The 23949-nt window shown below is 69.2% G+C and carries 24 protein-coding genes, 1 tRNA gene and 1 riboswitch; of the genes, 10 read left to right on the plus strand and 15 right to left on the minus strand.

The annotated features are described in order from the left end of the window. The first annotated feature begins 89 nt into the window (after nucleotides 1-89). From E5F05_RS19325 to sugE, 3 genes are all read left to right on the plus strand, one after another. Nucleotides 90-584, plus strand: a complete 495-nt coding sequence (locus E5F05_RS19325; RefSeq protein WP_129120274.1) for a hypothetical protein — start codon at nucleotides 90-92, stop codon at nucleotides 582-584. Then, entirely contained in the window at nucleotides 581-1114 is a 534-nt protein-coding gene (locus E5F05_RS19330) for a hypothetical protein (RefSeq protein WP_129120275.1), read from the plus strand. Before E5F05_RS19325 ends, E5F05_RS19330 begins: the two co-directional genes overlap by 4 nt. Nucleotides 1115-1187: 73 nt before the next feature. Then, nucleotides 1188-1256: riboswitch (guanidine-III (ykkC-III) riboswitch) on the plus strand. 21 nt (nucleotides 1257-1277) lie between these two features. Continuing rightward, nucleotides 1278-1598 carry a quaternary ammonium compound efflux SMR transporter SugE gene (gene sugE / locus E5F05_RS19335; protein ID WP_129120276.1) on the plus strand — a complete coding sequence of 107 codons (321 nt, stop codon included), beginning with the start codon at nucleotides 1278-1280 and terminating at the stop codon, nucleotides 1596-1598. Between the two features lie 18 nt (nucleotides 1599-1616). Here sugE and E5F05_RS19340 read toward each other — a convergent pair whose 3' ends face one another. From E5F05_RS19340 to E5F05_RS19370, 7 genes are all read right to left on the minus strand, one after another. Then, nucleotides 1617-2591, minus strand: coding sequence for an aldo/keto reductase (locus tag E5F05_RS19340; RefSeq protein WP_129120277.1), 975 nt, complete (start codon nucleotides 2589-2591; stop codon nucleotides 1617-1619). Nucleotides 2592-2817: 226 nt separating this feature from the next. Next, nucleotides 2818-3864 carry a hypothetical protein gene (locus E5F05_RS19345; protein ID WP_129120278.1) on the minus strand — a complete coding sequence of 349 codons (1047 nt, stop codon included), beginning with the start codon at nucleotides 3862-3864 and terminating at the stop codon, nucleotides 2818-2820. 122 nt (nucleotides 3865-3986) lie between these two features. Then, entirely contained in the window at nucleotides 3987-5369 is a 1383-nt protein-coding gene (locus E5F05_RS19350; protein ID WP_129120279.1) for a flavin monoamine oxidase family protein, read from the minus strand. An 85-nt stretch (nucleotides 5370-5454) separates the two neighbouring features. Further along, nucleotides 5455-6396 carry an acetyl-CoA carboxylase carboxyltransferase subunit alpha gene (locus E5F05_RS19355; protein WP_129120280.1) on the minus strand — a complete coding sequence of 314 codons (942 nt, stop codon included), beginning with the start codon at nucleotides 6394-6396 and terminating at the stop codon, nucleotides 5455-5457. Beyond that, nucleotides 6393-7247, minus strand: a complete 855-nt coding sequence (gene accD / locus E5F05_RS19360) for an acetyl-CoA carboxylase, carboxyltransferase subunit beta (RefSeq protein ID WP_129120281.1) — start codon at nucleotides 7245-7247, stop codon at nucleotides 6393-6395. The genes E5F05_RS19355 and accD overlap by 4 nt, the downstream gene beginning before the upstream one ends. 126 nt (nucleotides 7248-7373) lie before the next feature. Next, complete coding sequence (locus E5F05_RS19365) at nucleotides 7374-7826, minus strand: LapA family protein (protein ID WP_129120282.1); 453 nt, start codon at nucleotides 7824-7826, stop codon at nucleotides 7374-7376. A gap of 69 nt (nucleotides 7827-7895) precedes the next feature. Beyond that, complete coding sequence (locus E5F05_RS19370) at nucleotides 7896-9203, minus strand: thymidine phosphorylase (RefSeq protein WP_129120283.1); 1308 nt, start codon at nucleotides 9201-9203, stop codon at nucleotides 7896-7898. 160 nt (nucleotides 9204-9363) lie between these two features. Between E5F05_RS19370 and E5F05_RS19375 the strand changes: the two genes are divergently transcribed. Then, complete coding sequence (locus E5F05_RS19375) at nucleotides 9364-9753, plus strand: low affinity iron permease family protein (RefSeq protein WP_171029511.1); 390 nt, start codon at nucleotides 9364-9366, stop codon at nucleotides 9751-9753. Between the two features lies 1 nt (nucleotide 9754). Here the strand turns inward: E5F05_RS19375 and E5F05_RS19380 are convergent, their stop codons facing one another. Then, nucleotides 9755-10309 carry a (4Fe-4S)-binding protein gene (locus E5F05_RS19380; protein ID WP_129120284.1) on the minus strand — a complete coding sequence of 185 codons (555 nt, stop codon included), beginning with the start codon at nucleotides 10307-10309 and terminating at the stop codon, nucleotides 9755-9757. A 96-nt stretch (nucleotides 10310-10405) separates the two neighbouring features. Then, entirely contained in the window at nucleotides 10406-12271 is a 1866-nt protein-coding gene (gene ftsH / locus E5F05_RS19385; RefSeq protein ID WP_129120285.1) for an ATP-dependent zinc metalloprotease FtsH, read from the minus strand. Between the two features lie 640 nt (nucleotides 12272-12911). Between ftsH and E5F05_RS19390 the strand changes: the two genes are divergently transcribed. Continuing rightward, nucleotides 12912-14312 carry a tetratricopeptide repeat protein gene (locus E5F05_RS19390; RefSeq protein ID WP_164973563.1) on the plus strand — a complete coding sequence of 467 codons (1401 nt, stop codon included), beginning with the start codon at nucleotides 12912-12914 and terminating at the stop codon, nucleotides 14310-14312. A gap of 88 nt (nucleotides 14313-14400) precedes the next feature. Beyond that, entirely contained in the window at nucleotides 14401-15243 is an 843-nt protein-coding gene (locus tag E5F05_RS19395; RefSeq protein WP_129120286.1) for a protein-L-isoaspartate O-methyltransferase family protein, read from the plus strand. A 15-nt stretch (nucleotides 15244-15258) separates the two neighbouring features. Here E5F05_RS19395 and E5F05_RS19400 read toward each other — a convergent pair whose 3' ends face one another. Next, entirely contained in the window at nucleotides 15259-17709 is a 2451-nt protein-coding gene (locus E5F05_RS19400; RefSeq protein ID WP_129120287.1) for a glutamine--tRNA ligase/YqeY domain fusion protein, read from the minus strand. A 71-nt stretch (nucleotides 17710-17780) separates the two neighbouring features. Here E5F05_RS19400 and E5F05_RS19405 point away from each other — a divergent pair, with 71 nt between their 5' ends. Next, entirely contained in the window at nucleotides 17781-18512 is a 732-nt protein-coding gene (locus tag E5F05_RS19405) for a GNAT family N-acetyltransferase (RefSeq protein WP_129120288.1), read from the plus strand. Nucleotides 18513-18629: 117 nt separating this feature from the next. On the opposite strand, the gene E5F05_RS19410 is transcribed toward E5F05_RS19405, so the two are convergent. From E5F05_RS19410 to E5F05_RS19420, 3 genes are all read right to left on the minus strand, one after another. Then, nucleotides 18630-19112, minus strand: a complete 483-nt coding sequence (locus tag E5F05_RS19410) for a multidrug DMT transporter (RefSeq protein WP_129120289.1) — start codon at nucleotides 19110-19112, stop codon at nucleotides 18630-18632. A gap of 98 nt (nucleotides 19113-19210) precedes the next feature. Further along, nucleotides 19211-20353, minus strand: coding sequence for a S1C family serine protease (locus tag E5F05_RS19415; protein ID WP_129120290.1), 1143 nt, complete (start codon nucleotides 20351-20353; stop codon nucleotides 19211-19213). Continuing rightward, the gene (locus E5F05_RS19420) at nucleotides 20350-20733 is read right to left on the minus strand and encodes a hypothetical protein (RefSeq protein WP_129120291.1); all 384 of its coding nucleotides are present in this window, start codon (nucleotides 20731-20733) and stop codon (nucleotides 20350-20352) included. The genes E5F05_RS19415 and E5F05_RS19420 overlap by 4 nt, the downstream gene beginning before the upstream one ends. A 184-nt stretch (nucleotides 20734-20917) precedes the next feature. On the opposite strand from E5F05_RS19420, the gene E5F05_RS19425 reads away from it, so the two are divergent. Together E5F05_RS19425 and E5F05_RS19430 are read left to right on the plus strand one after the other, a co-directional pair. Beyond that, nucleotides 20918-21622 carry an XRE family transcriptional regulator gene (locus tag E5F05_RS19425; protein WP_129120292.1) on the plus strand — a complete coding sequence of 235 codons (705 nt, stop codon included), beginning with the start codon at nucleotides 20918-20920 and terminating at the stop codon, nucleotides 21620-21622. Between the two features lie 21 nt (nucleotides 21623-21643). Next, nucleotides 21644-22096 carry a gamma-glutamylcyclotransferase family protein gene (locus tag E5F05_RS19430; protein WP_129120293.1) on the plus strand — a complete coding sequence of 151 codons (453 nt, stop codon included), beginning with the start codon at nucleotides 21644-21646 and terminating at the stop codon, nucleotides 22094-22096. Nucleotides 22097-22148: 52 nt separating this feature from the next. Here the strand turns inward: E5F05_RS19430 and rpsO are convergent, their stop codons facing one another. After that, on the minus strand, nucleotides 22149-22424 hold the full coding sequence (rpsO, locus tag E5F05_RS19435) for a 30S ribosomal protein S15 (protein ID WP_129120294.1): 276 nt from the start codon (nucleotides 22422-22424) through the stop codon (nucleotides 22149-22151). Nucleotides 22425-22660: 236 nt separating this feature from the next. Here rpsO and E5F05_RS19440 point away from each other — a divergent pair. Next, nucleotides 22661-22735, plus strand: a tRNA-Thr gene (locus tag E5F05_RS19440). Between the two features lie 460 nt (nucleotides 22736-23195). On the opposite strand, the gene map is transcribed toward E5F05_RS19440, so the two are convergent. Then, nucleotides 23196-23939: a type I methionyl aminopeptidase gene (gene map, locus E5F05_RS19445; RefSeq protein WP_129120295.1), complete on the minus strand. Its 744-nt coding sequence runs from the start codon at nucleotides 23937-23939 to the stop codon at nucleotides 23196-23198. Nucleotides 23940-23949 lie beyond the last annotated feature (10 nt).

A 23949-nucleotide genomic window follows, 5' to 3' on the forward strand; every position in this document is an offset into this window, starting at 1 on the left:
GCGAGGGTTGGCCCTCCGCCTCCTTTTGGTGGCTGCCTTCCAACTTTGGGTGGACGCCAGACTCCCCCGAGTCACGCACTCTGGTGAGTATGTTGAGTGACGAGGAGATGCGGCGGATCGAGGAGGAGGAACTGGCCGTCGCCCGCGCCCGGCAAGCCGAGGAGGAACGCGCCCGTCACCAACTGGCCCTGCACGCCTACCGCGAGGAAGTTCGTGCGGTCCTCCTCCCACAGAAGGCGCCCGGGTGGCGCCCCGCCCTCTGGCTGCTGCCCTTGCTCGCCGTCCTCGCCGGGGTGCTTCTTCTGCGTCCCGCTCCCGCCGGGAGTGACGACACGAGCGGCGGCATCGCCACTTCCGCCCTGCTGGACCGCTGCCGCGAGGAGGTGGGCACGCGGCTCGGGCAACCTGGCCTGCGGTTCCCCGGCCCGCGTGAAGCGGCGGGGCAGATCAGCGCGAACGCCGACGGCAAACGCTGGGACGGCTGGGTTGCCACACCCGGCAACAGCCGCACGGACTTCAGTTGCAGTTTCACGGCGGCCGACCAGTCGGTCCAGGTCGAGCTGATTCAGGAGGAGAAGCCATGAAACGTTCCCTTGCCCTGCTGGCCCTCGGCACGTTCGGCCTCGCTGCCGCCGGAGCTCCCCGCAGCATTCCCGTCCCGCGCGAGAAAGTCAGCCTGAGTTGCGCCGACAGCTACTTCAAATCCCCGCGCCAGAATTTCCTGCTGGTGGACGAGACTTACCGGGACTGCACCCTCCGGCTGCCGCTGGCCCTGCATGACCGCTGGCCGGGCGCGCGCACCTTCTACTTCATCCCGCGCGTCTCGGCCACGCTGTACGCCAAGGACAGCAAGGGCAAGGGCCGCTGGCTGCCCCTCTCGCCCCTGGTGAACCCCGGCGAAGACCCGCTGCACCGCGCGGTCAATTCCCGGGGCTATCAGGCGGTGGAACTGACCGGGGACCTGGGGAAACTGAGCGAGGTGGCCGCGCAAGACCGGCCGGACACCGTGAGCGTCGGCGGCAAGCTGACGGTGTGTGTCGCCCCGGTGCTGGCGGGTGAGGAACCCTGCGCGACCTACGACATCACCGCCCGCTACCGGGTCTATACACGCTGAACCGGGCAGGAGTGTAAGCGCCCGTTTACACTCCGCTCCCGCTTTGCTGACACAGCACCGCTAAACTCTGTTCTGGACAGCGTGAAAGGCTGAACCCCGGACGAGAGCACCGCCGTACCCGGTCACGACAAGACGGCGCGGACACTGAAGGAGGTGTCACGTCATGGCATGGTTTCTGCTCGTGATCGCGGGACTGCTGGAAGTCGGCTGGGCGATTGGCCTGAAGTACACCGAGGGCTTCACGCGCCCGCTCCCCACGGTGCTGACGCTGGTCAGCATGGTCGCCAGCATGGGGTTGCTGGGCCTGGCGGCGAAGACGCTCCCCATCGGCACGGCTTACGGCGTGTGGGTGGGCATCGGAGCGGTCGGCGCGGCGATCCTGGGGATTGTCCTGTTCCGGGAACCCGCCACGCCCGCGCGGCTGGTCTTCCTCGCCCTGATGATCGTGGCGATCATCGGCCTGAAGACGACCAGCGGGCACTGAACCGGAACGGCCTTCCGTCTAGCGGTTGACGCTGCTCATATCCGGGTAACGCTCCCCGGCCGCCGCGCCCATCGGGAACACGGCTTCGAGCTGTGCCAGGTCGTCCGCGCTCAGGTGCACGTCCAGCGCGCCCAGGTTGTCTTCCAGGTACCTCACCCGTTTGGTGCCCGGAATTGGCACGATATCGTCCCCCTGTGCCAGCAGCCAGGCGAGCGCGAGTTGCGAGGGGGTGCAGCCTTTCTGGCGGGCCATGTCCTGCACGGCCTCCACCAGATGCAGGTTCTTCTGGAAGTTCTTGCCCTGAAAACGGGGGTTGTAGCGGCGGAAGTCGTCCGGGGGCAGGTCCTCGGGCGACCTGAACTGGCCGCTCAGGAATCCCCGGCCCAGTGGGCTGTACGCCACGAACCCGATGCCCAGTTCGCGGCAGGTGGGCAGAATCTCCTCTTCCAGGTCGCGGGTCCACAACGAATACTCACTCTGAAGGGCGGTGATGGGATGCACGGCATTGGCGCGGCGGATGGTCCCAGCCGACGCCTCCGAGAGGCCCAGGAAGCGCACCTTGCCCGCCTGCACCAGTTCGGCCATCGCCCCCACCGTCTCCTCGATGGGCGTCTGGGGGTCCACCCGGTGCTGGTAGTACAGGTCGATGTGGTCCACGCCCAGCCGTTTCAGGCTGGCGTCGCAGGCCTGCCTCACATACTCCGGGCGGCCATTGATGCCCAGGCGCTCGCCCCCCGGTCCCCGCACGTTGCCGAACTTGGTCGCCAGCACGACCTCGTCCCGGCGGCCCCGGATGGCGCGGCCCACCAGCTCCTCGTTGCGGCCCACGCCGTACATGTCGGCGGTGTCCAGAAAGGTCACGCCCAGATCGAGCGCCCGGTGGATGACCCGGATGGACTCATTCTCGTCGGCCTCCCCGTAGAACTCGCTCATGCCCATGCAGCCCAGACCCAGGGCGGAAACGTCCAGGTCGCGCAGCTTGCGGTGTTGCATCTCTGGCCTCCTGATGCTGAGGCTGCGCCTTCCGGGGCGGGCGGCGTCACGAGGCGGCTTGAGCGAGGCTTTAAGTATCGGTCAAAAAGACGCCTCACCCCTTGCTTCGCAAGGCACTCTCCCCTGGTGGGAGAGGGTCAAAAACAAAGCCAGCTTTACGACAACCGCTCTAAAGGAGCTGCCTTTCAGGGGACAGCCAGCGACCAGCTTCCACATCCCCACATGCTCAGGGCACCGGCTGAGGCCACGAGGACGGGTAGAACACCAGTGCCACCGGCAGGTTGGAACCGTTTGCGGGCACGAAGAGGAGGTCCAGCCGGTCACTCCTGGCCTGCCACAGCCAGGCGGGCCGCGCCGGGTCCTTGAGGGCGGCGCCCTGACCGATCAGCAGCGGCCCGGCCCGTCCGCCGTCCCTCAGCCACAGCGCCCCCCGGTAGACGCCGCCACGGGGCGCGAGGGTGAGGAGGCTGCCGCCCGCGCCGCGCAGTTCCAGTTCGTACAGCACGCCGTAATTGCCCGCGAGAAGCTGCGGGTCGCCCGTCAGCGCGTCGGTGCCGTGCAGCGGCGGGTCGTTCTGCGCGCCCAGCACCAGCCGGGCCGGAAGCGGCCCCAGGTCCACACGCCACAGCCGGTTCGCCCCCGCGAACGTCCCGCGCTGGTGGCGGTCCCGCGCCAGGGAGGGCAGCCCGGCCAGGACAGACGGTGTGGGCCACTCGCCCTCCCCCAGCATCACGACGCTGAGTTCCAGCGGCGCGCTGAGGTCGAGGTCGAGCATCACGCTGGCGACCGCGTCCGGGGCGAGCGGGTCGGAGCTGAACAGCACCGCCTGCTCTCCTGGCCCGAGCGGATGCGGCGACAAGGGGGCCGAGGCGAAATACCGCAGCAACGTCTGCTGGCCGATCACCGGGTCGGGACCCGGGGTGCTGGCGCTGCCCCGGCGCCGGGTGGTGAAGGTGGCGGGAGCATCACCGGGATTCCGCGCGAGGATAAAGAGCCGGGCGGGGCGTCCCAGGCCGTTGGCGTGGTAGGCCAGCACGCGCACCTGCCCCGAGACGCGGTCGCGGTACAGCAGGCCACTTTGCCCCGGCGTCTCCGGCGAGTCGGAAAAGAGCAGGGTCACGTCCGCCGCCTGCCCGCTCGCGGGCGTGAGCAGCGGGTAGCGGAGGATGGCGGGGTCGGGCGGGAGGAGGCGCCCCTGGGCCAGCGCAGTGGGCAACAGCCCCAGCAGGGCAAGCAGGCGCAGGACGCTCTTGAGCGGGTGGAATCGCGGCATGGGCTGCCTCCTGGGGTCGGGGCCGGAATGGGAAGGGAAGGGCCACCCTCTCCCCCCCCATTCTGCGCCCCGGAGACTGGCGGCTTTCTGGCGGGGCGCTGTCCCCAGTTCAGGCCCGCCCTTCAAGGCCCCGCCGCAGCCAGCCCCACCGCAGCCAGCACTTCCGCCGCCACGCGCTCGCCACTCTCGACAGCGCCGTCCATGTAATTCATCCATACCCGGGCCGTTTCCGCTCCGGCCCAGTGCAGGCGGCCTGCGGGAGCGCGCAGGGCCTGGCCGTAACCGGTCCAGGTGCCGGGGCCAAACAGGGCGCCGTAACAGCCGCCGCTGTAGGGTTCGGCGGCCCAGTTGCAATCCACCGTTTCCAGCGGGAACAGCGCCGCCTCCCCGGACAGCCGCGCGAGGCTGGCGAGGGCCGCCTCCCGGCGTTCCTCCTCGCCCCGGTCCATCGGGGCGCGGGCGTCATGCCCCTCGATAAACCCCAGCAGCACGCCCGGTGCCCCCTGGGGCGGGCTGTTGTCGAAGGTGACCGTCACCGGCCCCGTGTCGCTGATCGCCATGCCACTGAGGCTCGCGTCCCGCCAGAAGGGCCGCTCGTACACGGCCAGGAACTTGATGACGGCGCCCATCGGCAGCCGCTGCTGGAGCTGCGCGCGGCGGGGGGGCAGCGGGGGGTCGAAGGGGACACCCGACAGCAGGGTCGGGGGCACGGCGAGGACGGCGTGCGGTGCGCGGTGCGGGCCGTCCGGCGTGTGGAGGGTCACGCCCGCCCCGTCCTGTTCCACCCGCGTGACGGGGCTGTTCAGGCGCACGTCGGGCAGCCCGTCCGCCAGCCTTTGCGCGATGCTCTGCGCGCCCCCCAGCACGCGGTCTTGCAGGGCGTTGCCCCGGGTGAGGGTGTGGCCGTTGATGCCGCCCCCGTGCGCGGTGTAGGCCAGGGCGTGCAGCAGGCTGAGTTCCCCGGCGTCCGCGCTGAACACCGCCCCGGCGTACAGGCGCATCAGGGCGCGGGTCTGCGGGGTGTGGGCGTGGCGGGTGATCCAGGTATCGAGGGTCTGCGCGTCCAGGGCTTCCGCGCCGGGGGCCGTCCAGGGCGCTTCCTTCGGAATACGGCGGGCCAACGCCTCGAAACGCCCGGAAAGGAGCGCATAGTCCGCGAGGACGTGCGGCGGCAGCGGCGGAATCAGGCCCCGGTAAAGCAGCCGGTGCCCCAGCACCAGCGCCAGGTTCTGCCCGGCGTCATGGGTGGGAAACACCTCCAGCCCCAGTTCGCGGATCAGGGCCATCACGTGCGGCTGATTCGGCCCCACCCACTGCCCGCCCACATCCACGCTCACGCCCGTGACCGGGAGCCGCAGGGTATGCGTCCGGCCACCGACCCGCCCCCGCGCTTCCAGCACCCGCACCCGCCGCCCCGCCTGCGTCAGCCTGCGCGCGGCGGTGAGTCCCGCGAGGCCCGCACCGACGACGATGACTTCTGGCGCGTCTGGGTGGGGTGTGGTCATGGATCAGCGTACCGCCCAAATGGAGCGGAGGTGGAGGGTCAGGGGTTATGTGCCCCCCGTCCCTCCACCTCCGCCCGGCCCATTTCTACACTTCGCTATAGGCCCCCAGCCCCCGGAACCGCTCGGCCCGCTGCGCCCGCAACTCGTCGCCGTCCAGCCCGGCGAGGTCCGCGAGATTCCGGCTGACCGCCTCGCCCAGCGCCCGGGCGGCGGCGTCCACGTCCAGGTGGGCGCCGCCAACCGGCTCGGGGATGACTTCCTCCACAATGCCGAGGTCCAGCAGATCGGGGGCGGTGAGCTTGAGCGCCTCGGCGGCCTCGGGGGCCTTGCCCGCGTCCTTCCAGATGATGCTGGCGGCGCCCTCGGGCGAGATCACCGAGTACCAGGCGTTCTCCTGAATCAGCACCCGGTTCCCCACGCCGATGGCGAGCGCGCCGCCCGAGCCGCCCTCCCCGATCACGGCGCAGACGGCGGGCACCCGCAGGCGCACCATGCGCTGGATGCTCTCGGCAATCGCCCAGCCCTGGCCGCGCTCCTCGGCCTCGATGCCGGGGTAGGCGCCCTGGGTGTCGATCAGCGCGACGACCGGCAGCCCGAAGCGGTCGGCCAGGTCCATCAGGCGCACGGCCTTGCGGTAGCCCTCGGGGTTGGCGCTGCCGAAGCGGCGCTTGATCTTGCTCTTGGTGTCGCGGCCCTTCTGCTGGAGCAGCAGCATGACGGGCGTGCCCTGCCAGCGTGCCGGGCCGCCGATCAGCGCGGGGTCGTCGCCGTAAGCCCGGTCGCCGTGCAGCTCAGTGAAGTCGGTGCACAGCCGCTCGACGTAATCGAGGGCGGTCGGCCGTCCCGCCGTGCGGGCGAGCTGCACCCGGTCCCAGCGGGACAGGTTGGCGCTGCGCTCGGCCCGCAGGCGCTCCACCTCGGCCTTGAGGGGCGTCAGGGCCGCGTCGAGGTTCTGCCCGGTTTCGCGGGCGGTGGCCTCCAGGTCGCGCACCCGCTCTTCGAGCTTGCTCAGCGTGTCGGTGGTCACGCGCTCACCTCCCGCCGGGTCAGCACGCCCAGCAGCCGCGAGAGGTAGGCGCGGTGCTCGCGGCGGTCCACCACGTCATCCACCATGCCGTGCGAGAGCAGGAACTCCGCCCGCTGGAACCCCTCGGGGAGGTGCTGGCGGATGGTCTGCTGAATGACGCGCGGCCCGGCAAAGCCGATCAAGGCCCCCGGCTCCGCGATGATCACGTCCGCGATGGTGGCGAAGGAGGCGGTCACGCCCCCGGTCGTCGGGTCGCTGAGGATGCTGACGTAGGGCAGGCCCCTGGCGGCGAGGCCTTCCAGCGCGACGGTCGTCTTCGCCATCTGCATCAGCGAGAGCGCACTCTCCTGCATCCTGGCCCCGCCACTCGCCGCGACCAGCACGAGGGGCGTCCCCGCCTCGGCGGCCCGTTCGGCGGCGCGGGCGATCTCCTCCCCGACCACGCTGCCCATGCTGCCGCCACTGAAGGCGAAATCCATCGCCGCGACGGTCACCGGAATCCCCTCGATGGTGCCGGTGCCGGTCAGGATCGCGTCGGGGCGACCCGTCTTTTTCTGGGCACGGGCCAGCCGGTCCGGGTAGGGTTCGGTGTCCTGAAAGTCCAGCGGGTCGGTCGGGTGAATGCGGCCCGACTGCTGCCGGAACGACCCCTCGTCCAGCAGCACGTCCAGACGCTGCCCCGCGTCGAGGCGGAAATGGTGCCCGCACTTGGGGCAGACGAAGCTGCTCGCTTCGAGGTCACGGTTGTACAGCCCCTGCTTGCACTGGGGGCACTGGGTCCAGAGGTCCGGCAGATCGGTCCCCGCCTGCGGCTGCGGGCGGCGTCTGCGGAAAAAACGGTCGAGCGCCATACGCTTCACTCCTCCTGCGGGACAGAACGGCTTCCCGGGTCATTCTAGAGGCCGAAGTCCAGACGAGTACGGCGGCAGGACCTGGACCGGGTGCAAGCAGCGCGGCTGGGGGTCAAAGGAGGAGCCTCACCCCAGGCGGCGCTTGAGGTAATCGTCGATCTGCGCCAGTTGCACGTTCATGTCGCGCTGGAGGGCATCGATGCGGGCATTCAGGGCGTCCAGTTCGGCATGGCCTGGGGTCGCCGCCCCGCTCCCCAGCACGTTGAACCGCTCGTCGATATAGGACTGGAGCTGCGCGAAGCGGCTGCTTTCCTGGCTGTCGAGGTTCACCCGCAGCGCCTCCATGTCGCGCAGCAGCCGCGCGCTGTCCGCCTGTGCCCGCAGGCCCGCAACCCCCGCCCAGAAGTAGAAGACCAGCGCCAGCACCAGCGCCGTCAGCAGCAGGATCAGGCCCAGCGGCACGTTCTGGTAGGTGGCGAAGCCCAGATTCAGGGTGTGTCCGAACATCAGCGCGTGCCGGTTCAGAATCGCGAACAGCACGGCAAGAACGACGATGATGATCAGGACGATTGTCCGCATGACCCGAGGGTAACACCCTGATGCCCTTTATGAGAGACGGTGGGTTACGGGAACATTTACGCAGGCCTCTCAGTTCACCCGGTCCAGAATCAGCGGCTCCGGGGAGGGGGGCGTCTCGCTCACGCTGAGGCCCGCTTCCAGCAAGCTGCGTGCCGCGCCCAGCCCCCGGCCGCCTCTGTGGTACAGGCGCAGCACGGCCTGGCCCGCCTGCACCGCCTCGCCGGGTTTTTTGAGCAGTTCCACGCCGACGCCGTGGTCAATCGGCTCGCCCTTGCGTTCGCGCCCGCCGCCCAGCGCGAGGACGGCGCGGCCCACCGCCAGAGCGTCCACCCGTTCCACGAAGCCGGAGGAAGGAGCCGTCACCTCGGCGCGGCCCGGGGCCACGTCCAGCCGTTCGGGGTGATCCACCAGCGTCGCGTCTCCCCCCTGCGCGGCGACGAAGGCGCGGAATTTCGCCAATGCCGAGCCGTCTCGCAGAGTCGCGCGGGCACGGGCTTCGGCCTGCCCCTCGTCCTCCCCGTAGGCCGCCAGCGCCTCCACCGCCAGCGCCACGCACAGTTCGGTGAGGTCGGCGGGACCCTCACCGCGCAGGGTGGCGAGGGCCTCCTGCACCTCCAGACTGTTTCCGGCCATATGGCCCAGCGGCGTGTCCATATCGGTCAGCACGGCCCGCACCAATCGAGAGGCCCGCGTGCCGATGTCCACCATCGCGCGGGCCAGGGCGCGGCCATCGTCCAGCGTCCGCATGAAGGCCCCGGCGCCAACCTTCACGTCCAGCACGACTGTATGCGCGCCCGAAGCGAGTTTCTTGCTCATGATGCTGCTGGCGATCAGGGGCAGGCAATCCACGGTTGCCGTCACGTCGCGCAGCGCGTACAGCTTGCCGTCGGCGGGCGCGAGGTCCCTGGACTGCCCCACCAGCGCGAGGCCGATCTCGCGGGCCTGGGCGAGAAACTGCTCCTCGGACAGCTCGGGGGTCCAGCCGGGGAAACTTTCGAGCTTGTCGATGGTGCCGCCGGTGTGCGCCAGGCCACGTCCGCTCATCTTGGCGACGGTGAGGCCCAGCGCCGCCAGCATCGGTGTGAGGATCAGGCTGGTCTTGTCGCCCACACCGCCCGTCGAGTGCTTGTCCACCGTGCGCGGCAACCCGGCCAGGTCGAGCTGCTCGCCGCTTTCGGCCATCACCCGCGTCAGGTCGGCCGTTTCCTGCGGCGTCATGCCCCGCAGATACACGGCCATCAGCCAGGCGCTGATCTGGTAGTCGGGCACCTCGCCGCGCGTGTAGCCCAGCACCAGGGCTTCGAGTTCGGCGCGGGTGTGCACCTCGCCGTCGCGTTTCTTGCGGATCAGGTCGGGAACGTTCAGGGCAGCGGTCATGCCTCAAGGTACAGGCTCTGGCCCCGCCCGTTTCACCTGGGCTTGAGGTTCCCGGCGCAGGCTCCAGCGGGCTGACGAAAGACGGCCCACCAGCAGAATTGGCAACGCCGCTCTTTTCCCGGCCACGTCAGGGCACAGAATCGGGAACAGGAGGTGCCGTATGAACGTGCCACGGACAACCACCTTTCCACGCCGCCACCGCCTGGAGGCCCGGTTCCAGAGCTTCTCGCGGCGCATCGCGGACTTCACCGGCACGGCCTCCTCGTTCACGCTGGCGCTGCTGGCGATCCTGGTGTGGGCCGTCACCGGGCCGCTGTTTCACTTCTCGGACGCCTGGCAACTGGTGATCAACACCGGCACCACCATCGTCACCTTCCTGATGGTCTTTCTGATTCAGAACGCCCAGAACGAGGACACCCGCGAGCTGCACGCCAAACTCGACGCGGTGTTGCAGGAACTGCGCGCCGAGCGCGGCATGGTCCACGACCCCGAACTGCTGCAACTCACCCCCGACGAGATTCTGGAAGAGGTGCGCGCGGGGGAGGGCTGACTCACTTCTCCTCCAGCGTCTGCGCCCCGTCCGCCCGCTGGCCCTCGCCGGGCCGGTCGTCGCCACGCTGGCTGCGGGGCGCCTCTCCCCCGCCCCCCACATCGGCACTGCTCCAGCCGATCTTGGCGTGGGTGCCGTCGCAGAAGGGCTTGTTGTGGCTCGCCCCGCAGCGGCACAGCGCCGCGCGGACCTCACGCATCTCCCCCCCTGGCGTCTTGATGACGAGGTCGCCGCGAATGTTGAGGGGACCGTCCGTCACGGGCGTGACGGTGGTGGGCTGGTCGGGCGTCTCGGCGGGGCCGCCCTCCAGCACGTAGTGGAGTGCCCCGGTCGGGCAGGTCCGCACCACCGCCGCCACCTGCTCGGCGGGCGCGTTCCAGGCCTGCACCCAGGGCCGCTCCCTGGGGCGGAAGACCTGCGGCAGACCCCGCACGCAGTTGGCGACATGGATGCAGCGGGCCGCGTCGAAATACACGGTCACGCCTTCGCCCGTGTAGGCCTTGCCGCGGGTGAGGGGGGCCGCCGGGGAATCAGGCTGGGCGTCGGGTCCGGTCATGGTTCAGGGTACTGCCGGGCAAAGCGTGCAACACCGCCAGAAACCACAAGAAGACGGGCCTCCCAGCCGGGAGGCCCGCTTCTGTGAATGAACGCTTTACGCGGTCGGGTGCGTCAGCGCCTGGGGGTTGCCCGCACCGCCCACCCGCGCCACGGCCTCGCGCACCACGTCCCCAGTGATGAGCTCCTGCGAGAGCAGCGCGTCCGCGACCTCGTGCATGGCCTGCGCGTACTCGGTGACCAGGCTCTTGGCCCGCTCGTAGGCGCGGTGCAGGATGCGCTTCACGTCCTCGTCCACCAGTTGCGAGGTGTGTTCGCTGAAGGCCTTGGGCTTGGCCATGTCCTCACCCAGGAAGACCGGGCCGGAATCGGTGGTCAGGGCCATGTTCTTGAAGTTCTCGCCCATGCCCCACTCCAGCACCATCTTGCGGGCGATGTTGGTGGCCTTGCGGAAGTCGTCGGCGGCCCCGCTGGTCACGCTGCCCATAAAGACCTCCTCGGCGGCGCGGCCCCCCAGCGAGACGACCAGCTGGTTTTCCAGGCGCTCCTCGCTCATCAGGACCTGCTCTTCCGGCAGGTAGAAGGCGGCGCCCAGCGCCCGGCCACGCGGGATGATGCTGACCTTCTGGAGCTTGTCGCTGCCGGGGATCACGGCGGCGGTGACGGCGTGCCCGGCCTCGTGGTAGGCGATGGCCCGGCGCTCCTGGGCGCTGATGGTCAGTGAGCTGTTTTCCAGGCCCAGCGTGATCTTGTCCAGCGCGCGGTAGAAGTCGCTCATGTCGATCTGGGTCTTGCCCAGGCGGGCAGCTTCCAGCGCGGCCTCGTTGGTCACGTTCTTGAGGTCGGCGCCGCTGAAATAGGGCGTGCTGCGGGCGATCTCGGGCACGTCCACGCCGGAGGCCAGCGGCTTGTTGCGCAGGTGGACTTTCAGGATGGCCTCGCGCTCCTTGAGGTTGGGGAGGTCGATGGTCACCTGGCGGTCGAAGCGGCCGGGGCGCAGCAGCGCCGGGTCGAGCACGTCGGGCCGGTTGGTCGCGCCCAGCACGATCACGGAACTGGTCTTGTCGAAGCCGTCCATCTCGGAGAGGATCTGGTTGAGGGTCTGCTCGCGCTCGTCGTGGCCGCCGCCGATGCCCGCGCCACGCTTGCGCCCGATGGAGTCGATCTCGTCGATGAACATGATGGCGGGCGCACTCTTGCGGGCGTCCTCGAACAGCGCGCGCACGCGGCTGGCCCCGACGCCGACGAACATCTCCATGAACTCCGAGGCGCTTACCGAGAAGAAGGGCACGTCGGCCTCACCCGCGATGGCGCGCGCCAGCAGCGTCTTGCCGGTGCCGGGAGGGCCGACCAGCAGCACGCCCTTGGGAATCTCCGCGCCGATCTGGTGGTACTTGCCGGGATTCTTCAGGAAGTCCACGACCTCGATCAGTTCGCGTTTGGCCTCTTCATGGCCCGCCACGTCGGTGAACTTGGTCTGGACACGGTTTTCCTTGCCGTATTTCTTGGCGCGCGACTGCCCGAACTGCATCACGCCGTTCTGGCCGCCCTGCGCCCGCATGAAGAAGAAGTACATCATGCCGATCAGGAGGATGATGGGCAGGAAGTTCAGCAGGATGCCGAGCCACTGGCTGGGGGCCTCAAAGCGGTAGTTGACGCCCTGGGTTTCCAGTTGGTTGATCAGGCTGCTGTCGGGGGTGGCCTGGTTGCTGGGCAGGCGCACGGTGAAGCTGTTGACCTCGCGCGGCTGGGGCGCGCCGATCACGGGAACGGTGGTCGGGTTCTTGAGGGTCACGTTCGCCTGACCCTCCTGCACCACGACCCGCTCGATCTTGCCCTGCGTGAGCAGGTTCTTGAACTCGTTGTAATTGACACTGGCCCGCCCGCTCATGGGTGCCTGAGAAAACATCAGGAACAGCGCCAGAACGAACAGGACGATCAGCCAGGGATTGAGCCGCCTCAAGTGTGGTCCTCCGGGGGAGAAATGCTGGTTGGGGGATCGGTGGAACGGTCCCCGCCCCACCGGACTTGAGTGTATCAGACTCAAGATGTGTAGGCGTAGTCGGCATCACACAGAAACTTCAGGTTCGGCCAGTTCGGGTCTGGCCGGGGAGGCGGCGGCGACCTGGCAGCGAGACGGACGCAGGGCAGCCGCAAAGCCGCCGGGTCTGCACAGCCCCGGTTGAACCTCTCTGCTATGCAGCTCTGCGAGTCCGGCCCTGCGGGCCACCTCCCCTTAAAACGCTTGATGCGCAATAGAAACTTGTTGTCTGGGGTGGGCTTTTACTCCCTCTCCCCTTGCGGGGGAGGGCTGGGGAGGGGGGTGGCAAGCAACACTTGCCCTCGTGCCAGACGAGAAAAACGGTTTTGCGCGCCCTGCCCGCCCGGCCTGTAATGCACATCGAGCGTTCAAAGGGAGGCAACAGATTGAGCTTCCTGGAGGGCAAACGGCGTCCCTGGCTCCCCCCCTGGGGAGCTGTCAGCAACGCTGACTGAGGGGTTGAACCGGGCAGGGCTTCCAAAAACCCGACTTTGCGGTAGCCCGGCGAGACTGACGCCGAAAGCAGGATGCCCCCGTGCCCCCCGCGCTATTCTGAGGGGTGATGATCGATGTCGCCACCACCTGGCAGCAGGCTTGCACGGCGCTCGCCAGTGACGACTACGACACGGCGTTTGGCGTGCTGGACGCCGCCATGCAGGAAGCCAGGAAGCCGGAGCGCGCCCGCATCGCGCTGCACCTCGCCAGCGTTCACGCGCTGTACGGAGACGCCGCGGCCGCCGATGTCGGCTCGGCCCTGCGTGAAGCGCGGACGCTCGACCCCGGCCTGCGTGAAGACCCGCTGTATCTCGCCCTGAGCGCCGAACTCGACGCCCGCACGCGCGGCCCCGACGCTGCGCCTCCCCCGCCCGCGCTGCGGGAGGCCGCCGACCCGGTCGCCCGCTATCACGCGCTGGCAGCCCTGGCGCTGGCCGAACAGCCCCAGGCCGCGCTCGACGTGCATCTGCCGCTCAGCGAGCTGCCCGAACACCTGCGGTGGCGGCTGCGGAGCTGGCAGGCCGACAGCGAGGAGCAGCTCGGCCATGCCCAGGAGGCCGCGCACCTGTACGCGGAGGCGGCCCACCACGCCCAGGGCCTCAACCGCGCGGTGATGCTTCAGGAGCAGGCGGCGCTGCTGCTGCAACTCGGGCAGCCGGGTGAGGCGCAGCAGGCGCTGGCCCAGGCCCGCGCCCTCTACCACGGCCACGACCCGGACGAGGGCCTGAATCTGGCGACCTGGCACTATCTCCAGGCGCAGGCCCGCCTCAACCTCGGCCAGCCGGACGAGGCCCTGGCCGCCATCCGCGAGGCCGACCGGCTGGAACGCGCCCACGGCGACCCCAGTTACGGCGTCGCGCTGGTCTGGGGCCAGGTGATGACCCACCTGGGGCAGCCGGAGGAGGCGCTGCGGCACTTCGAGCGGGCGCTGTCCCTCGCCACTGACGCCGACCGGCCCTACGCGCAGCACGAACTGGGGGTGGCGCTGCTGGACCTCGACCGCCCGGTGGAGGCGCGCGAGCGGCTGGAGGCGGCCCTGGCCGACCCCGACTACCCCTACCAGCCGGAGGTGCTGGCCGACCTCGCCGAGTGCGACTACCGCCTGGGCCGCTTGCAGGAAGCGCAGCAGACCGCCGAGCAGGCGCTCGCGCAGGGGGCGGTGGTGCCCGCCAGCCTGGTGCTGGGCAGCGTGGCGCTCGACTACTACCACCTTGACGAGGCGCTCGACCACTACGAGCGGGTGGTGCGCGAGGCCGCCCCGCAAAGCCGCGACTGGATCACCGGGCACCAGATGGCCGCCGACGTAATGGCCCAGCAGGGGTTCCGCGATCCCGCCGCCGCCTATGCCCACGCCCAGCAGGCCCTGGAATACACGCCCGAGAGCGACGACTGGCACGGCACCCTGCAAGACCACCTGAAAAAGGCCGAGGCGATGATGGGGCAGAGGAGCGGGCGGATGCTGAATTAGCCGCGAGGGCTGGCACTCAGCGGCGCGGCTTCGTGACGGGTGTGGCTGAACCGTTCCGGATATTTTCGTCAGATGGTACGGTCTGACTATGCCCTCCCAGGACCAGGCGGCCGCCCTGCGTAAAGCTCTCGTCGCTGGCCTGGTGGAGCGCGGTGTCGTCCACTCAGCCAACGTGGAAGCCGCCTTGCGGGCAGTCCCACGCCACCTGTTCACCCCCTGGCTTTCGCCGGAGGAGGCGTACGCCGACCAGGCCTGGCTCCTCCCGGAAACGACGCCGGACGCGCCCGCCACCATTTCGCAACCGACCGTGGTCGGGCTGATGCTCGAAGCCTGCCGCCTGGCCCCGGGACAGCGGGTGCTGGAAATCGGCGCTGGCAGTGGCTATAACGCGGCCCTGATGGCCCATCTGGTCGGTGAACACGGACAGGTGGTGACCGTGGACATCGAAGCGCCTCTGGTGGAAGCGGCGCGGGGACGGCTGGCGGAATACAGGAACGTCCAGGTGGTTCACGGTGACGGCGGACACGGCTTCCCAGCAGGTGCCCCGTACGACCGGATCGTGGCGACCGTCGGGGCCTGGGACCTTCCTCCCGCATGGAGGGAGCAACTGGCCCCCGATGGACAGTTGATTCTTCCCCTGCACCTCGGTGGGGAACCGCAGGACCACGAATTGATCGCGTTCCGCCGGGAAGGACACCTGCTGGTCGGGCACGGCATCTGCTCGGTGCAAATGGTGCTGATGCGCGGGGACTACGCCGGGCATGGCCGACCCGTTCCCATTCAGAAGGGTCAGGACTGGCAGGGGACGACGGCGGACAACCTCCTGGTCAAGGTCTACCCACACGGCGCGAACCATCAGCCGCAGCCGCATGAGGTGATCATCGACAAGCCGTCCGCCCGGCTTGTCCTGGCCCACCGTCAGGCGGGATGAGCGTTCCAGCCCGCTTCACCCGTTCAATGCTGCCCCCAGCCGCTCCGCCACCACCTTCGGGTCCGCCTTCCCCCCCGTCGCCCGCATCACCTGACCGGTGAAGAAGCCCAGGAGGCCCGTCTTGCCGCCCCGGTACGCCTCCACCTTGTCGGGGTTGGCGGCCATGACTTCGCGGATGGCCGCCTCGATGGCTCCGGTGTCGGTGACCACGCGCAGGCCCTCGCGTTCGACGATGGCGGCGGGAGCCTCACCCGATTCTGCGGCGCGGGCGAGGACATCCCGGGCGATCCGGGTGCTGATCTGCCCCTCGGCCAGCAGCGCGGCCAGCGCGGGCAGGTCGGCGGCCGACACGCGGCTCTCCCCTGAGCGCAGACCGGGGGCGAGGTCATTCACCGTCCACGCGGCCACCTGGGCGGCGTGTTCCCCGGCCTGCGCCCCGGCGAAGAAAGCCCCCAGCACCTCATCCCGCGCCAGCGTCCGCGCGTCTCCCTCCGAGGCGCCCTGCGCGGTGAGGCGGGCGACCTCGGCCTCCTGCTCGGGGGTAAGAGAGGCAGCTTGTGGCTTGTGGCTTGTGGCTTGTGGAGCCTCCGCTCTGGGCTTCGGCTTTTCGGCTCTCGGCTCCCGGCCTTCGGCCTTCTGCGTCTCCTTCGCCCAGGTGTCCTTCAGCGTGATGATCCGCCCGAATACCAGCGCGTCCTCGCGGCTGTCCTTGGGATCACGCCAGAAGTAGCCCTGTCGCTCGAACTGGTAACGGGTGCCTTCAGGGTCGGACGCCACGCTGGGTTCCACGAACCCGTGCGTGACGCGCAGGCTGTGCGGGTTGAGGTACCGCAGGAACCCAGTATCCACCGGAACGGCCTCGTTCTCGTGGCCCATACGTTCGGGGTCGAAGTCGGGGGCGATGTCGTCGGGGTTGTCCCCTTCGGGATTCGGCACGCGGAAGAGGCGGTCGTAGAGGCGGAACTCGGCGGGGAGGGCGGATTCGGCGCTGACCCAGTGAATGACCCCGGCGGCCTTCGCGTCCTCGCCCAGCAAGGTCGCGTGGATGGTCGTGACGTTCCCGGCCTCGTCCGTCTCCACCTCGTCCGCGCGGAGGATGCCCGCGCCGCGCAGCCGCACGGTGCCGCCTCTGGTCAGGCGCTTGTAGCCCTTGGGCGGATCGAGGCTGAAGTCCTCGCGCTCGATGTACAGCTCGCGGGTGAGGGGCACGTCGCGCACGGCCTGCTCGGGGGGCACGCGCTCGCCCGTCGGCAAGGCCATCAGACCGTCGGGGGACTCGCGGATCACGTCATGCGGCCAGTACGGGAGGGAGAAGGTGCGCGTCTCCCCTTCCGGGAGATTCCCGATCACCACGCGCACCGGGTCCAGCACGGCCATCACGCGCGGCGCCCGCCAGTTGAGGTCGTTGCGCACGGCGTTCTCGTACACGCTGATATCGACCGTGCGGTTGGTGCGGCTCACGCCGATCTGGGAGGCGAAGGCGAGAATCGCCTCCGGGGTCACGCCGAGCCGCCGCTGGGCGCGCAGGGTGGGCATCCGGGGGTCGTCCCACCCGGACACCACGCCTTCTTTCACCAGCTTCCGCAGCTTGCGCTTGGACACGACGGTGTATTCCAGGCTGCGCCGCCCGAACTCGTACTGGTGGGGGCGCGGCGTGAAGTTCAGCGTTTCCATCAGCCAGTCGTAGATCGCGCGGTTGTCCACGAATTCCAGGCTGCACATGGAATGGGTCACGCCTTCCAGCGCATCCTGAAGGGGATGCTGGAAGTCGTACATCGGGTAGATGCACCACTGGTCCCCGGCGCGGTAGTGGTCGGCGCGCAGGATGCGGTAGAGCACCGGGTCGCGCAGCTTCATGTTGGGGCTGGCGAGGTCGATCTTGGCGCGCAGGACGTGCGCCCCGTCACCGAACTCGCCCGCGCGCATCCGGCGGAAGAGGTCGAGGTTCTCCTCCACGCTGCGGTCACGGTAGGGGCTGGGCGTGCCGGGGGTGGTCGCGTCGCCGCGCAGCCGGGCCATCTCCTCGCCGCTCACGCTGTCCACGTAGGCCTGGCCCAGCTCGATGAGCCGCTCGGCGTACTCGTAATACCTTTCGAAGTTGTCCGAGGCGTAGAAGAGGTTCCCGTCCCAGTCCCAGCCCAGCCAGGCGAGGTCGTCCTGAATGCCCTGCGCGAACTCCATGCTCTCGCCTTCGGGGTTGGTGTCGTCGAGGCGCAGGTGGTAGCGGCCCCCGTACTGCACGGCGGTCTGAAAGTCGAGGAAGGACGCGAAGGTATGCCCCAGGTGCAGGTACCCGTTCGGCTCCGGCGGAAAGCGCGTCACGACCTGCGGGTACTTGCCGGAGGACAGGTCACGTTCCACGATCTCGGTGATGAAGTTGGGGGCCACGCGGGGGCCGGGGGAAGTCTCCGTGCCCCCGCCCGTGCTGGAAGGAGCCGTGTGGGAGGGAGAGTCGGGCGCAGTCATAGGGCTCAGGATACCGCCCCCTTCCCGCCGCCCTCACGGTTGGCCCGCCGAACGGGCGCTACGGTGGCCCCATGACCGTGACCGTTCGCCGCGTCACCAACCCCCATGATCCGGCCCTGGCCGCCTTCGGGCAGATTCAGGAAGAAAGCTATTACGCTCCCGACATGCTGATTCCCCCATCCGTCTTCCCGCATCTCGTGGCGGGCGGAAGCCGGGGACCGCGCGAGGACCGCCTCCTGGTCGCGGAAGACGGGGCGGGCCGGGTGCTGGGCGGCACGGTCTTTCACCTGCTGCCCCAGGCGGCCTTCAGTTCCTTTCTGGCCGTCGCCCCTGAAGCGCGGGGCCGGGGGATCGGGCACGCCCTGCACGCGGCGCGGCTGGAGGAGGTGCGCGCCCGGGGCCTGGCGGGCCTCTTCGCGGACAGCGTCTTCGCGGGCAGACAGGACGCCGCCGACCGTGAGGCGGAGGCCCGCACGGGGACGGACCCACTCGCGCGCCGCCGGGCGCTGCACGGCCTGGGCTACCGCACGGTGGACGTGCCCTACTGGCAGCCCGTAGGCGGCCCGAACGGGGGTCCGCTCACCGACCTCGACCTGCTGTATCACCCGCTGAACGGGGCTGACAGCGTCCCCACCCCCCTCGTGACGGACACCCTGCGTGCCTACTGGACCGCCTGGCTGGGCCAGGACCGCGCCAGACGGGAAGCGGAGGCGCTGGCCGAACGCGCAGGACGGGACAGACTGCCCCTCCTGCCCGCCACGGAAACGCCCACGTACTGGCGCCAGTCGGGGCCGGAGACTTGAGAGCGGAAGGGGGGGAAGCGAGCCTCGCCCCGCAGGCCCGGCGCCGGACACGTCACCGCCCCACCCCAAAAAACATCACGCCCCCCACCGGGAAGCGTGATGCAAAAGTGCGAAGCTTTACGCGGCAGGCTGCTCGCTCGCCCCTTCGCCTTCGGGCGCACGGCGGTTGCGTGCCGGACGTTCGGCCACCGCCTCAACGGGCGCGGTGCTGCCCGTGACCGGGACACCGATGCGGGCCAGCGTCTCCCCAAAGGCCCGCATCGCGTCACTGGCTTCCAGTTCCGCGACGGCGCGGGCGTTCAGCGCCTTGAGTTCCTCGCGGGTGACGGCGTATTCGGGGGCATCGTGGCCCTTGAGGGTCCGCAGGACGCTGTAGGCGTTGCCCGCCTCGACCGCCGCGCCCTTGCTGGTGGTCACGCGGGCCTCGCTGGTCATCTCCGCGCCGACCAGGGTGATCATCTCGGGCGAGATCAGCGTCACCCGGTCGCCCCGTTCTTCCATGTGGGCGGCGAGTTGCAGCAGGCCGCGCAGATGCAGCATGTGGGTGAACAGGTCGAGGTGGCCGAGCATCGCGCCCGCTTTTTTCAGCAGCGTGTCCATGTCTCGTATTGTTCTGTTTTTAGCAGAATTGTCAAGTCCTCTTAGGCTTAATCCTTTGGAATTATTCGTTGTGAGACAGAATCAGGGGAGGCCGGACCTCAGTTGCGAATCTGGGTGTGGGGCGCGAGGGTCAGTTTGATCTCCAGCGGCTTGCCGCTCCGCAGGACACTGAGGGTGATGGTCTGACCGGGCTGATAGCGGCGCACCGCGTACTGGAAGTCGGAGAAGTTGAAGATGCGCTGGCCGTTGACGGCGGTGACGATGTCGCCAGCGGTCCGTTTGCCGTCGGCGCTGTAGTCGAGGGGTTGCAGGCCTGCCCGGGCGGCGGGGCTGCCGGGCGAGACGCTCGTGAAGAAAGCCCCCGGCGTAGTCCCCAGGTCGAGGGCCTTGCTGAGTTCGGGGAACGCCTCGGCCGGGAGCGCGAAGGCGAAGTCCAGGCGACCGTCGAAGCCGATCCCGATAACTGGCGCGTCCCGCTTGACCCCTTTGCGCAGATCGGCGAGTTTCACGTCCGTCTGGTTGACCGGCACCGCGTAGGCGGTGATGCGGCTGGCGAGCGCGGGCGCCATCGCCACGCTGATATAACTCACCACCCCGACGACCTCGCCCCGCGCGTTGATGATCGGGCCGCCGCTGTCCCCGGGCACGAGTTGGGCGTTCAGTTCCAGGGTGCCGGGGGGGAAGTCCGCCCGGCCCGCGTCGGAGTTGAGGCCGGTGAGGCGGCCCGTCTTGAGCGTCAGGAAATTGCCGTCGCCATTGCCGATGGCGAGCACGGAGTCACCCACGGCAGGCCGCGCGGCGGCGAGCGGCATGGAGGGCGTCCCGGCGGGGACATTCACCCGCAGCAGGGCCAGGTCCGCCTGCTCGTCGTAGCCCACCACGTTCACGTTGTACCGCTTCTTGTCGAGCGTCACCGCGCTGAGGTTCTTGGCTTCGAAGACCACGTGGTAGGCGGTCAGCGCGTAGCCGTCACCGATCAGGAAGGCCGTGCCGACGCCGTCCGGTTCGCTGCAATCGTTCGGCGGGCAGTCCTCGATCCGCAGGGTGGCGGGACGAAGTTTCTGGTACAGGGCGCGCAGGGCCGCCGTCTCGGCCGTGCTCAGGGGCTTAGGTGCCGCCGCCTGCTGCTGCGCGGGCGCGGGGGTCGGAGTCGCCGTCTGGGCGACTGCCGCCCCGGGGCCGAGCAGCAGCGCGAGAGTGAGGGACAGGCCGCGCAGCGCCGTCAACCGAATGGCGTTCATGCTTCAGTCTGCCCGTCCGCGCGGCCCGGGTCTGTGCGGCGCGTTTCGTTCCTGGGCCACTCGCGCGTGAGGTCGCCGGGCAGGCCGAGTTTGCGTTCCAGCAGCGTCCCGAGCCGCGTCAGGATCCCGGGGCCGCTCCAGCCGGTGACGCAGGCGGCGGCCAGCAGCAGCGCGGGGGCCGGGGCGGGCCGCATGAACACGGTCAGCAGCGCCGTCACCGTCAGCGCCGCGATCCCCGCCGCGGTGGCCAGCGCGATTACCACCCGGACCCGCGGCGGTGTGGACCGCGCGAGCTGCCGCGCGAGTTGCGTCACGGCCCCCGAGCCAAAGGCGCTGGCGAGCAGGGGGAGCAGGCCGGGAAGGGTGGCGGGATCGGACATGGAGGCCTCCTCTCGGAAAAGGTCAGCGGGGGATGGAGCAAAGGGCGGACAGCCCCCTCGGCACGGGCGGCGGCATGGATGAAGGAAAGCCGGGCGAATATGTTTACAGCATAACATGACTGTAGTCATACCGTCAAGCCTTTCGATTCCAGTCTGGGCTGGAGCCGCCCTTTACACTCCTGTCATGACGCCTGACCCGCCCGCACTCCCCGAACTGGCCCTCTGGCTGCGCGCGCGGCGCGTGGCGCTCGGGCTGCGGCAGGACGAGGTCGCCCGCCGCACCGCCGCGCAGGGGGGCGAGGCGGGCAGCGTGACGCAGCCGTATCTCAGCCGACTGGAACGCGGCACCCGGCCCCTCTCGGCCCTGACCCCTGCCCGCCAGGACGCCCTGCGCCGCGCGCTGGAGATCAGTGCGAGCGAGTGGGCCGCGCGGACGGGCCTGCCCCTTTTCTCCCCGGCGGGCGGCGAGGGGGACGCGCTGGCCTCCCTCGAACTGGTGCGCGTGCCGGTACGGGCGCTGGCGACGGCGGGCCTGCCCCTCTCCGAGGACCCCGGCAGCGTGATCGACATTGAACTGGTGCCCGCCCGCGAACACCGGCCCGGCATGCTGGTGCTGGAGGTGCAGGGGCAGTCCATGACCGAGCCGGGCGGCGGCGGCATCCGGCCCGGTGACCGCATCTACGTGGACCCCGGCGACCTCGACCTGCGCGAGGGCCGGGTCTACGTGCTGCACGTGCCGGGCCTGGGCCTGACCGTCAAGCGGCTGCGGCACTACGGCGAACACGTCTGGCTCACCAGCGACAACCCCGACCATCCCCCGGTCCGGCCCGAGGAGGCGACCATCGTGGGGCGCGTGTACTACCACCAGCCCCGGGGGACGCGCCTCTGATCCGGGCGGTAGCCTGAGCTTATGAGCGACTTCCCGCTGACCCGCGTGTTCGTGTACAGCACGCTGATGCCCGGCGAACGGAACGCGGACGTGGCCGCGCAGGGCGGAACCTTCCAGGCCGCCCCCGCCCGTCTCGCGGGCTTCCGGCTGCTGCACCTCCTTCCGGAAGGGTATCCTGGGGTTCTGCCCGGCGAACCGGACGACTCGGTCCAGGGGTACGTCCTGACCTACGCCGAGGGGGACTGGGACCGCGCCCTCCCCTTCCTCGACGCGCTGGAGGGCGTCCATGAGACACCGCCGCTGTACACCCGCCAGCGCGTGACGGTGACGCTGGAAGGCGGCGAGTCTCTGCCCACCTGGGTGTACGTGTATGCCAGGAGCGCGCGCCTGCCCCGCCCCGGGGTCATTCCGGTACCGGGGGGTGACTGGCGGAGCGTGCCCGACCGCCAGCGCCCCCGAACCGGCGACCGTTAGGAACAACAAAACCGCCCCGGCAGGGCCAGGGCGGCGTGAAGAAGAGCGGGGCTCAGCGGACGATGCGCTGGCCGCGGCGGATGCTGAGGCGGTCGGTCAGGGCAATGTACTCGTCGTAGTTGGTGCGCTCCAGGTACTTCAGCAGGCGGCGGCGCTGGCCGTTGAGGAGCTGGAGGCCGCGCTGGCCGTGCTTGTCCTTCTTGTTCTCGGTCAGGTGACGCGAGAGGTTGTTGATGCGTTCAGTGAGCAGCGCGACCTGCACGGCGGTGCTGCCGGTGTCATTGGCGCTCTTGGCGTAGGTCTGGATGGTCTGTTGCTTGTCGATCATGTGGTCCCTCTCTTGTTATGGAGTCCCGCACGGAGCAGCCAGGGTTGACCCCCACCCCTCACGGCGGCAAACGCCAATCTAGCACGCGGGAGGCTGGTGGAGGCCAGGACAACCGCCAGCGCCAGACACGCCGCCCCAAAACCCCTGGCCTGCTCGGGTTTGACAAGAGCTGACCCATCGTCTACCCTTGTGCGTGCAGTATTTTCACCCCAACGGGGGCTGCCGCATCCGGACCTGCCAGTGTAGCTCAGCGGTAGAGCAACTGATTCGTAATCAGTAGGTCGTCGGTTCAAATCCGACCCCTGGCTCCAGAACCCAAAATGCCCGCTCCTAGAGCGGGTTTTTCTTTTTGCCGCTGCGCCTCAAGGGTGGAAAATGTGCCTCAGTGTCCTACTGACTTCCTGGTGATGGCCGTGATCTTCGTGACAGCGGGCAGTGCCACGTTAATCGCGGGCGGGGTATGGGCGCTGGGTACGCGGGGACAGCCGCTCTCTGTACCGGTTTCGCAGCAGTACTGGAGCGCCAAACCGACATATCCCCCTTTTTATCCGTTCAGCACGTCCTCCGGATCATCAAAGTGGGCGACCGCCCCGGCCATCTGAATTTGTGTCGCCCTGGCTTCCATAGGATGCTTGCTCCAAGCGCCAGCTCTGAATTTTGACCGTGCTGTCTACCGTGAGCGGAACCGGGCAGGGCGCACCATCATCGGCGGGTTGCCAGCCATGTGACGGAGCCCAGCCAGCAGCTACCTCGCTTTTTATGCTGTCGAGGTCAGGCCGTCAGGATGAGCGGCTGTCCCCTGGTAATCATGACGGTGTGCTCGTAATGGGCCGCCAAACCACCGTCACGGGTGGAGATCGTCCAGCCATCACTGCGGGTCCGGGTGCGCCGGGCTTTGCCGCTGGAAACCATCGGTTCCACGGCAATGACCATCCCTTCGCGCAGCAGGGCCCTGTTGGCCGGGTGGTAGAAATTCGGCACGTCAGGTGCTTCGTGGATCGTGCGCCCCACGCTGTGCCCCTGCAATTCCCGCAGCAGCGAGAAGCCGCGCCGAGTCACTTCCGCTTCGACCGCTCGTCCAATGACGTTGACCGGTCTGCCCGCTCGGGCCACTTGCATGGCTGCCTTGAAGGCCGCTTCAGCGCATTCGATCAGTCGCAAGGCGAGGGGCGAGGCTGGGGGCACCACAACGGTGATCGCCGCGTCAGCCACGTAACCGTCCACGAAGGGCGTGACGTCCAGCTTGACCACATCTCCGGGTTGGAGGGGCCTCTGGGTAGGCAGGCCATGAACGATAGCGTCGTTGACGCTGACGAAGACGTTGACCGGGGCACCATACACCTGACGGGGCGCGGAGGTCGCCCCGTGCCGCCCGAAGACCTCACCCGCGAGGACGTCGAGTTGGGCTGGGGTAACCCCCGGCTCAACAGCCGCTTTGAGAGCCTGGAGGGTATCCGCAACAACACGTCCAGCGCATTGCATCCCCTTGAGGTCACGTTCGTTGGTGATGGTCACGCCTTACTGT

This window comes from Deinococcus metallilatus (assembly GCF_004758605.1).
GTDB lineage: Bacteria > Deinococcota > Deinococci > Deinococcales > Deinococcaceae > Deinococcus > Deinococcus metallilatus.

Bases quoted from the DNA above. Each gene is read 5' to 3' on its own strand.
- E5F05_RS19330 (WP_129120275.1), top strand. From the start codon at position 581: ATGAAACGTTCCCTTGCCCTGCTGGCCCTCGGCACGTTCGGCCTCGCT.
- E5F05_RS19430 (WP_129120293.1), top strand. From the start codon at position 21,644: ATGAGCGACTTCCCGCTGACCCGCGTGTTCGTGTACAGCACGCTGATG.
- E5F05_RS19375 (WP_171029511.1), top strand. From the start codon at position 9,364: ATGAACGTGCCACGGACAACCACCTTTCCACGCCGCCACCGCCTGGAG.
- E5F05_RS19425 (WP_129120292.1), top strand. From the start codon at position 20,918: ATGACGCCTGACCCGCCCGCACTCCCCGAACTGGCCCTCTGGCTGCGC.
- E5F05_RS19390 (WP_164973563.1), top strand. From the start codon at position 12,912: ATGATCGATGTCGCCACCACCTGGCAGCAGGCTTGCACGGCGCTCGCC.
- accD (WP_129120281.1), bottom strand. From the start codon at position 7,247: ATGGCGCTCGACCGTTTTTTCCGCAGACGCCGCCCGCAGCCGCAGGCG.
- rpsO (WP_129120294.1), bottom strand. From the start codon at position 22,424: ATGATCGACAAGCAACAGACCATCCAGACCTACGCCAAGAGCGCCAAT.
- E5F05_RS19400 (WP_129120287.1), bottom strand. From the start codon at position 17,709: ATGACTGCGCCCGACTCTCCCTCCCACACGGCTCCTTCCAGCACGGGC.
- E5F05_RS19405 (WP_129120288.1), top strand. From the start codon at position 17,781: ATGACCGTGACCGTTCGCCGCGTCACCAACCCCCATGATCCGGCCCTG.
- E5F05_RS19410 (WP_129120289.1), bottom strand. From the start codon at position 19,112: ATGGACACGCTGCTGAAAAAAGCGGGCGCGATGCTCGGCCACCTCGAC.
- E5F05_RS19380 (WP_129120284.1), bottom strand. From the start codon at position 10,309: ATGACCGGACCCGACGCCCAGCCTGATTCCCCGGCGGCCCCCCTCACC.
- E5F05_RS19345 (WP_129120278.1), bottom strand. From the start codon at position 3,864: ATGCCGCGATTCCACCCGCTCAAGAGCGTCCTGCGCCTGCTTGCCCTG.
- E5F05_RS19350 (WP_129120279.1), bottom strand. From the start codon at position 5,369: ATGACCACACCCCACCCAGACGCGCCAGAAGTCATCGTCGTCGGTGCG.
- E5F05_RS19325 (WP_129120274.1), top strand. From the start codon at position 90: ATGTTGAGTGACGAGGAGATGCGGCGGATCGAGGAGGAGGAACTGGCC.
- sugE (WP_129120276.1), top strand. From the start codon at position 1,278: ATGGCATGGTTTCTGCTCGTGATCGCGGGACTGCTGGAAGTCGGCTGG.
- E5F05_RS19370 (WP_129120283.1), bottom strand. From the start codon at position 9,203: ATGACCGCTGCCCTGAACGTTCCCGACCTGATCCGCAAGAAACGCGAC.
- E5F05_RS19415 (WP_129120290.1), bottom strand. From the start codon at position 20,353: ATGAACGCCATTCGGTTGACGGCGCTGCGCGGCCTGTCCCTCACTCTC.
- E5F05_RS19340 (WP_129120277.1), bottom strand. From the start codon at position 2,591: ATGCAACACCGCAAGCTGCGCGACCTGGACGTTTCCGCCCTGGGTCTG.
- E5F05_RS19365 (WP_129120282.1), bottom strand. From the start codon at position 7,826: ATGCGGACAATCGTCCTGATCATCATCGTCGTTCTTGCCGTGCTGTTC.
- E5F05_RS19395 (WP_129120286.1), top strand. From the start codon at position 14,401: ATGCCCTCCCAGGACCAGGCGGCCGCCCTGCGTAAAGCTCTCGTCGCT.
- E5F05_RS19420 (WP_129120291.1), bottom strand. From the start codon at position 20,733: ATGTCCGATCCCGCCACCCTTCCCGGCCTGCTCCCCCTGCTCGCCAGC.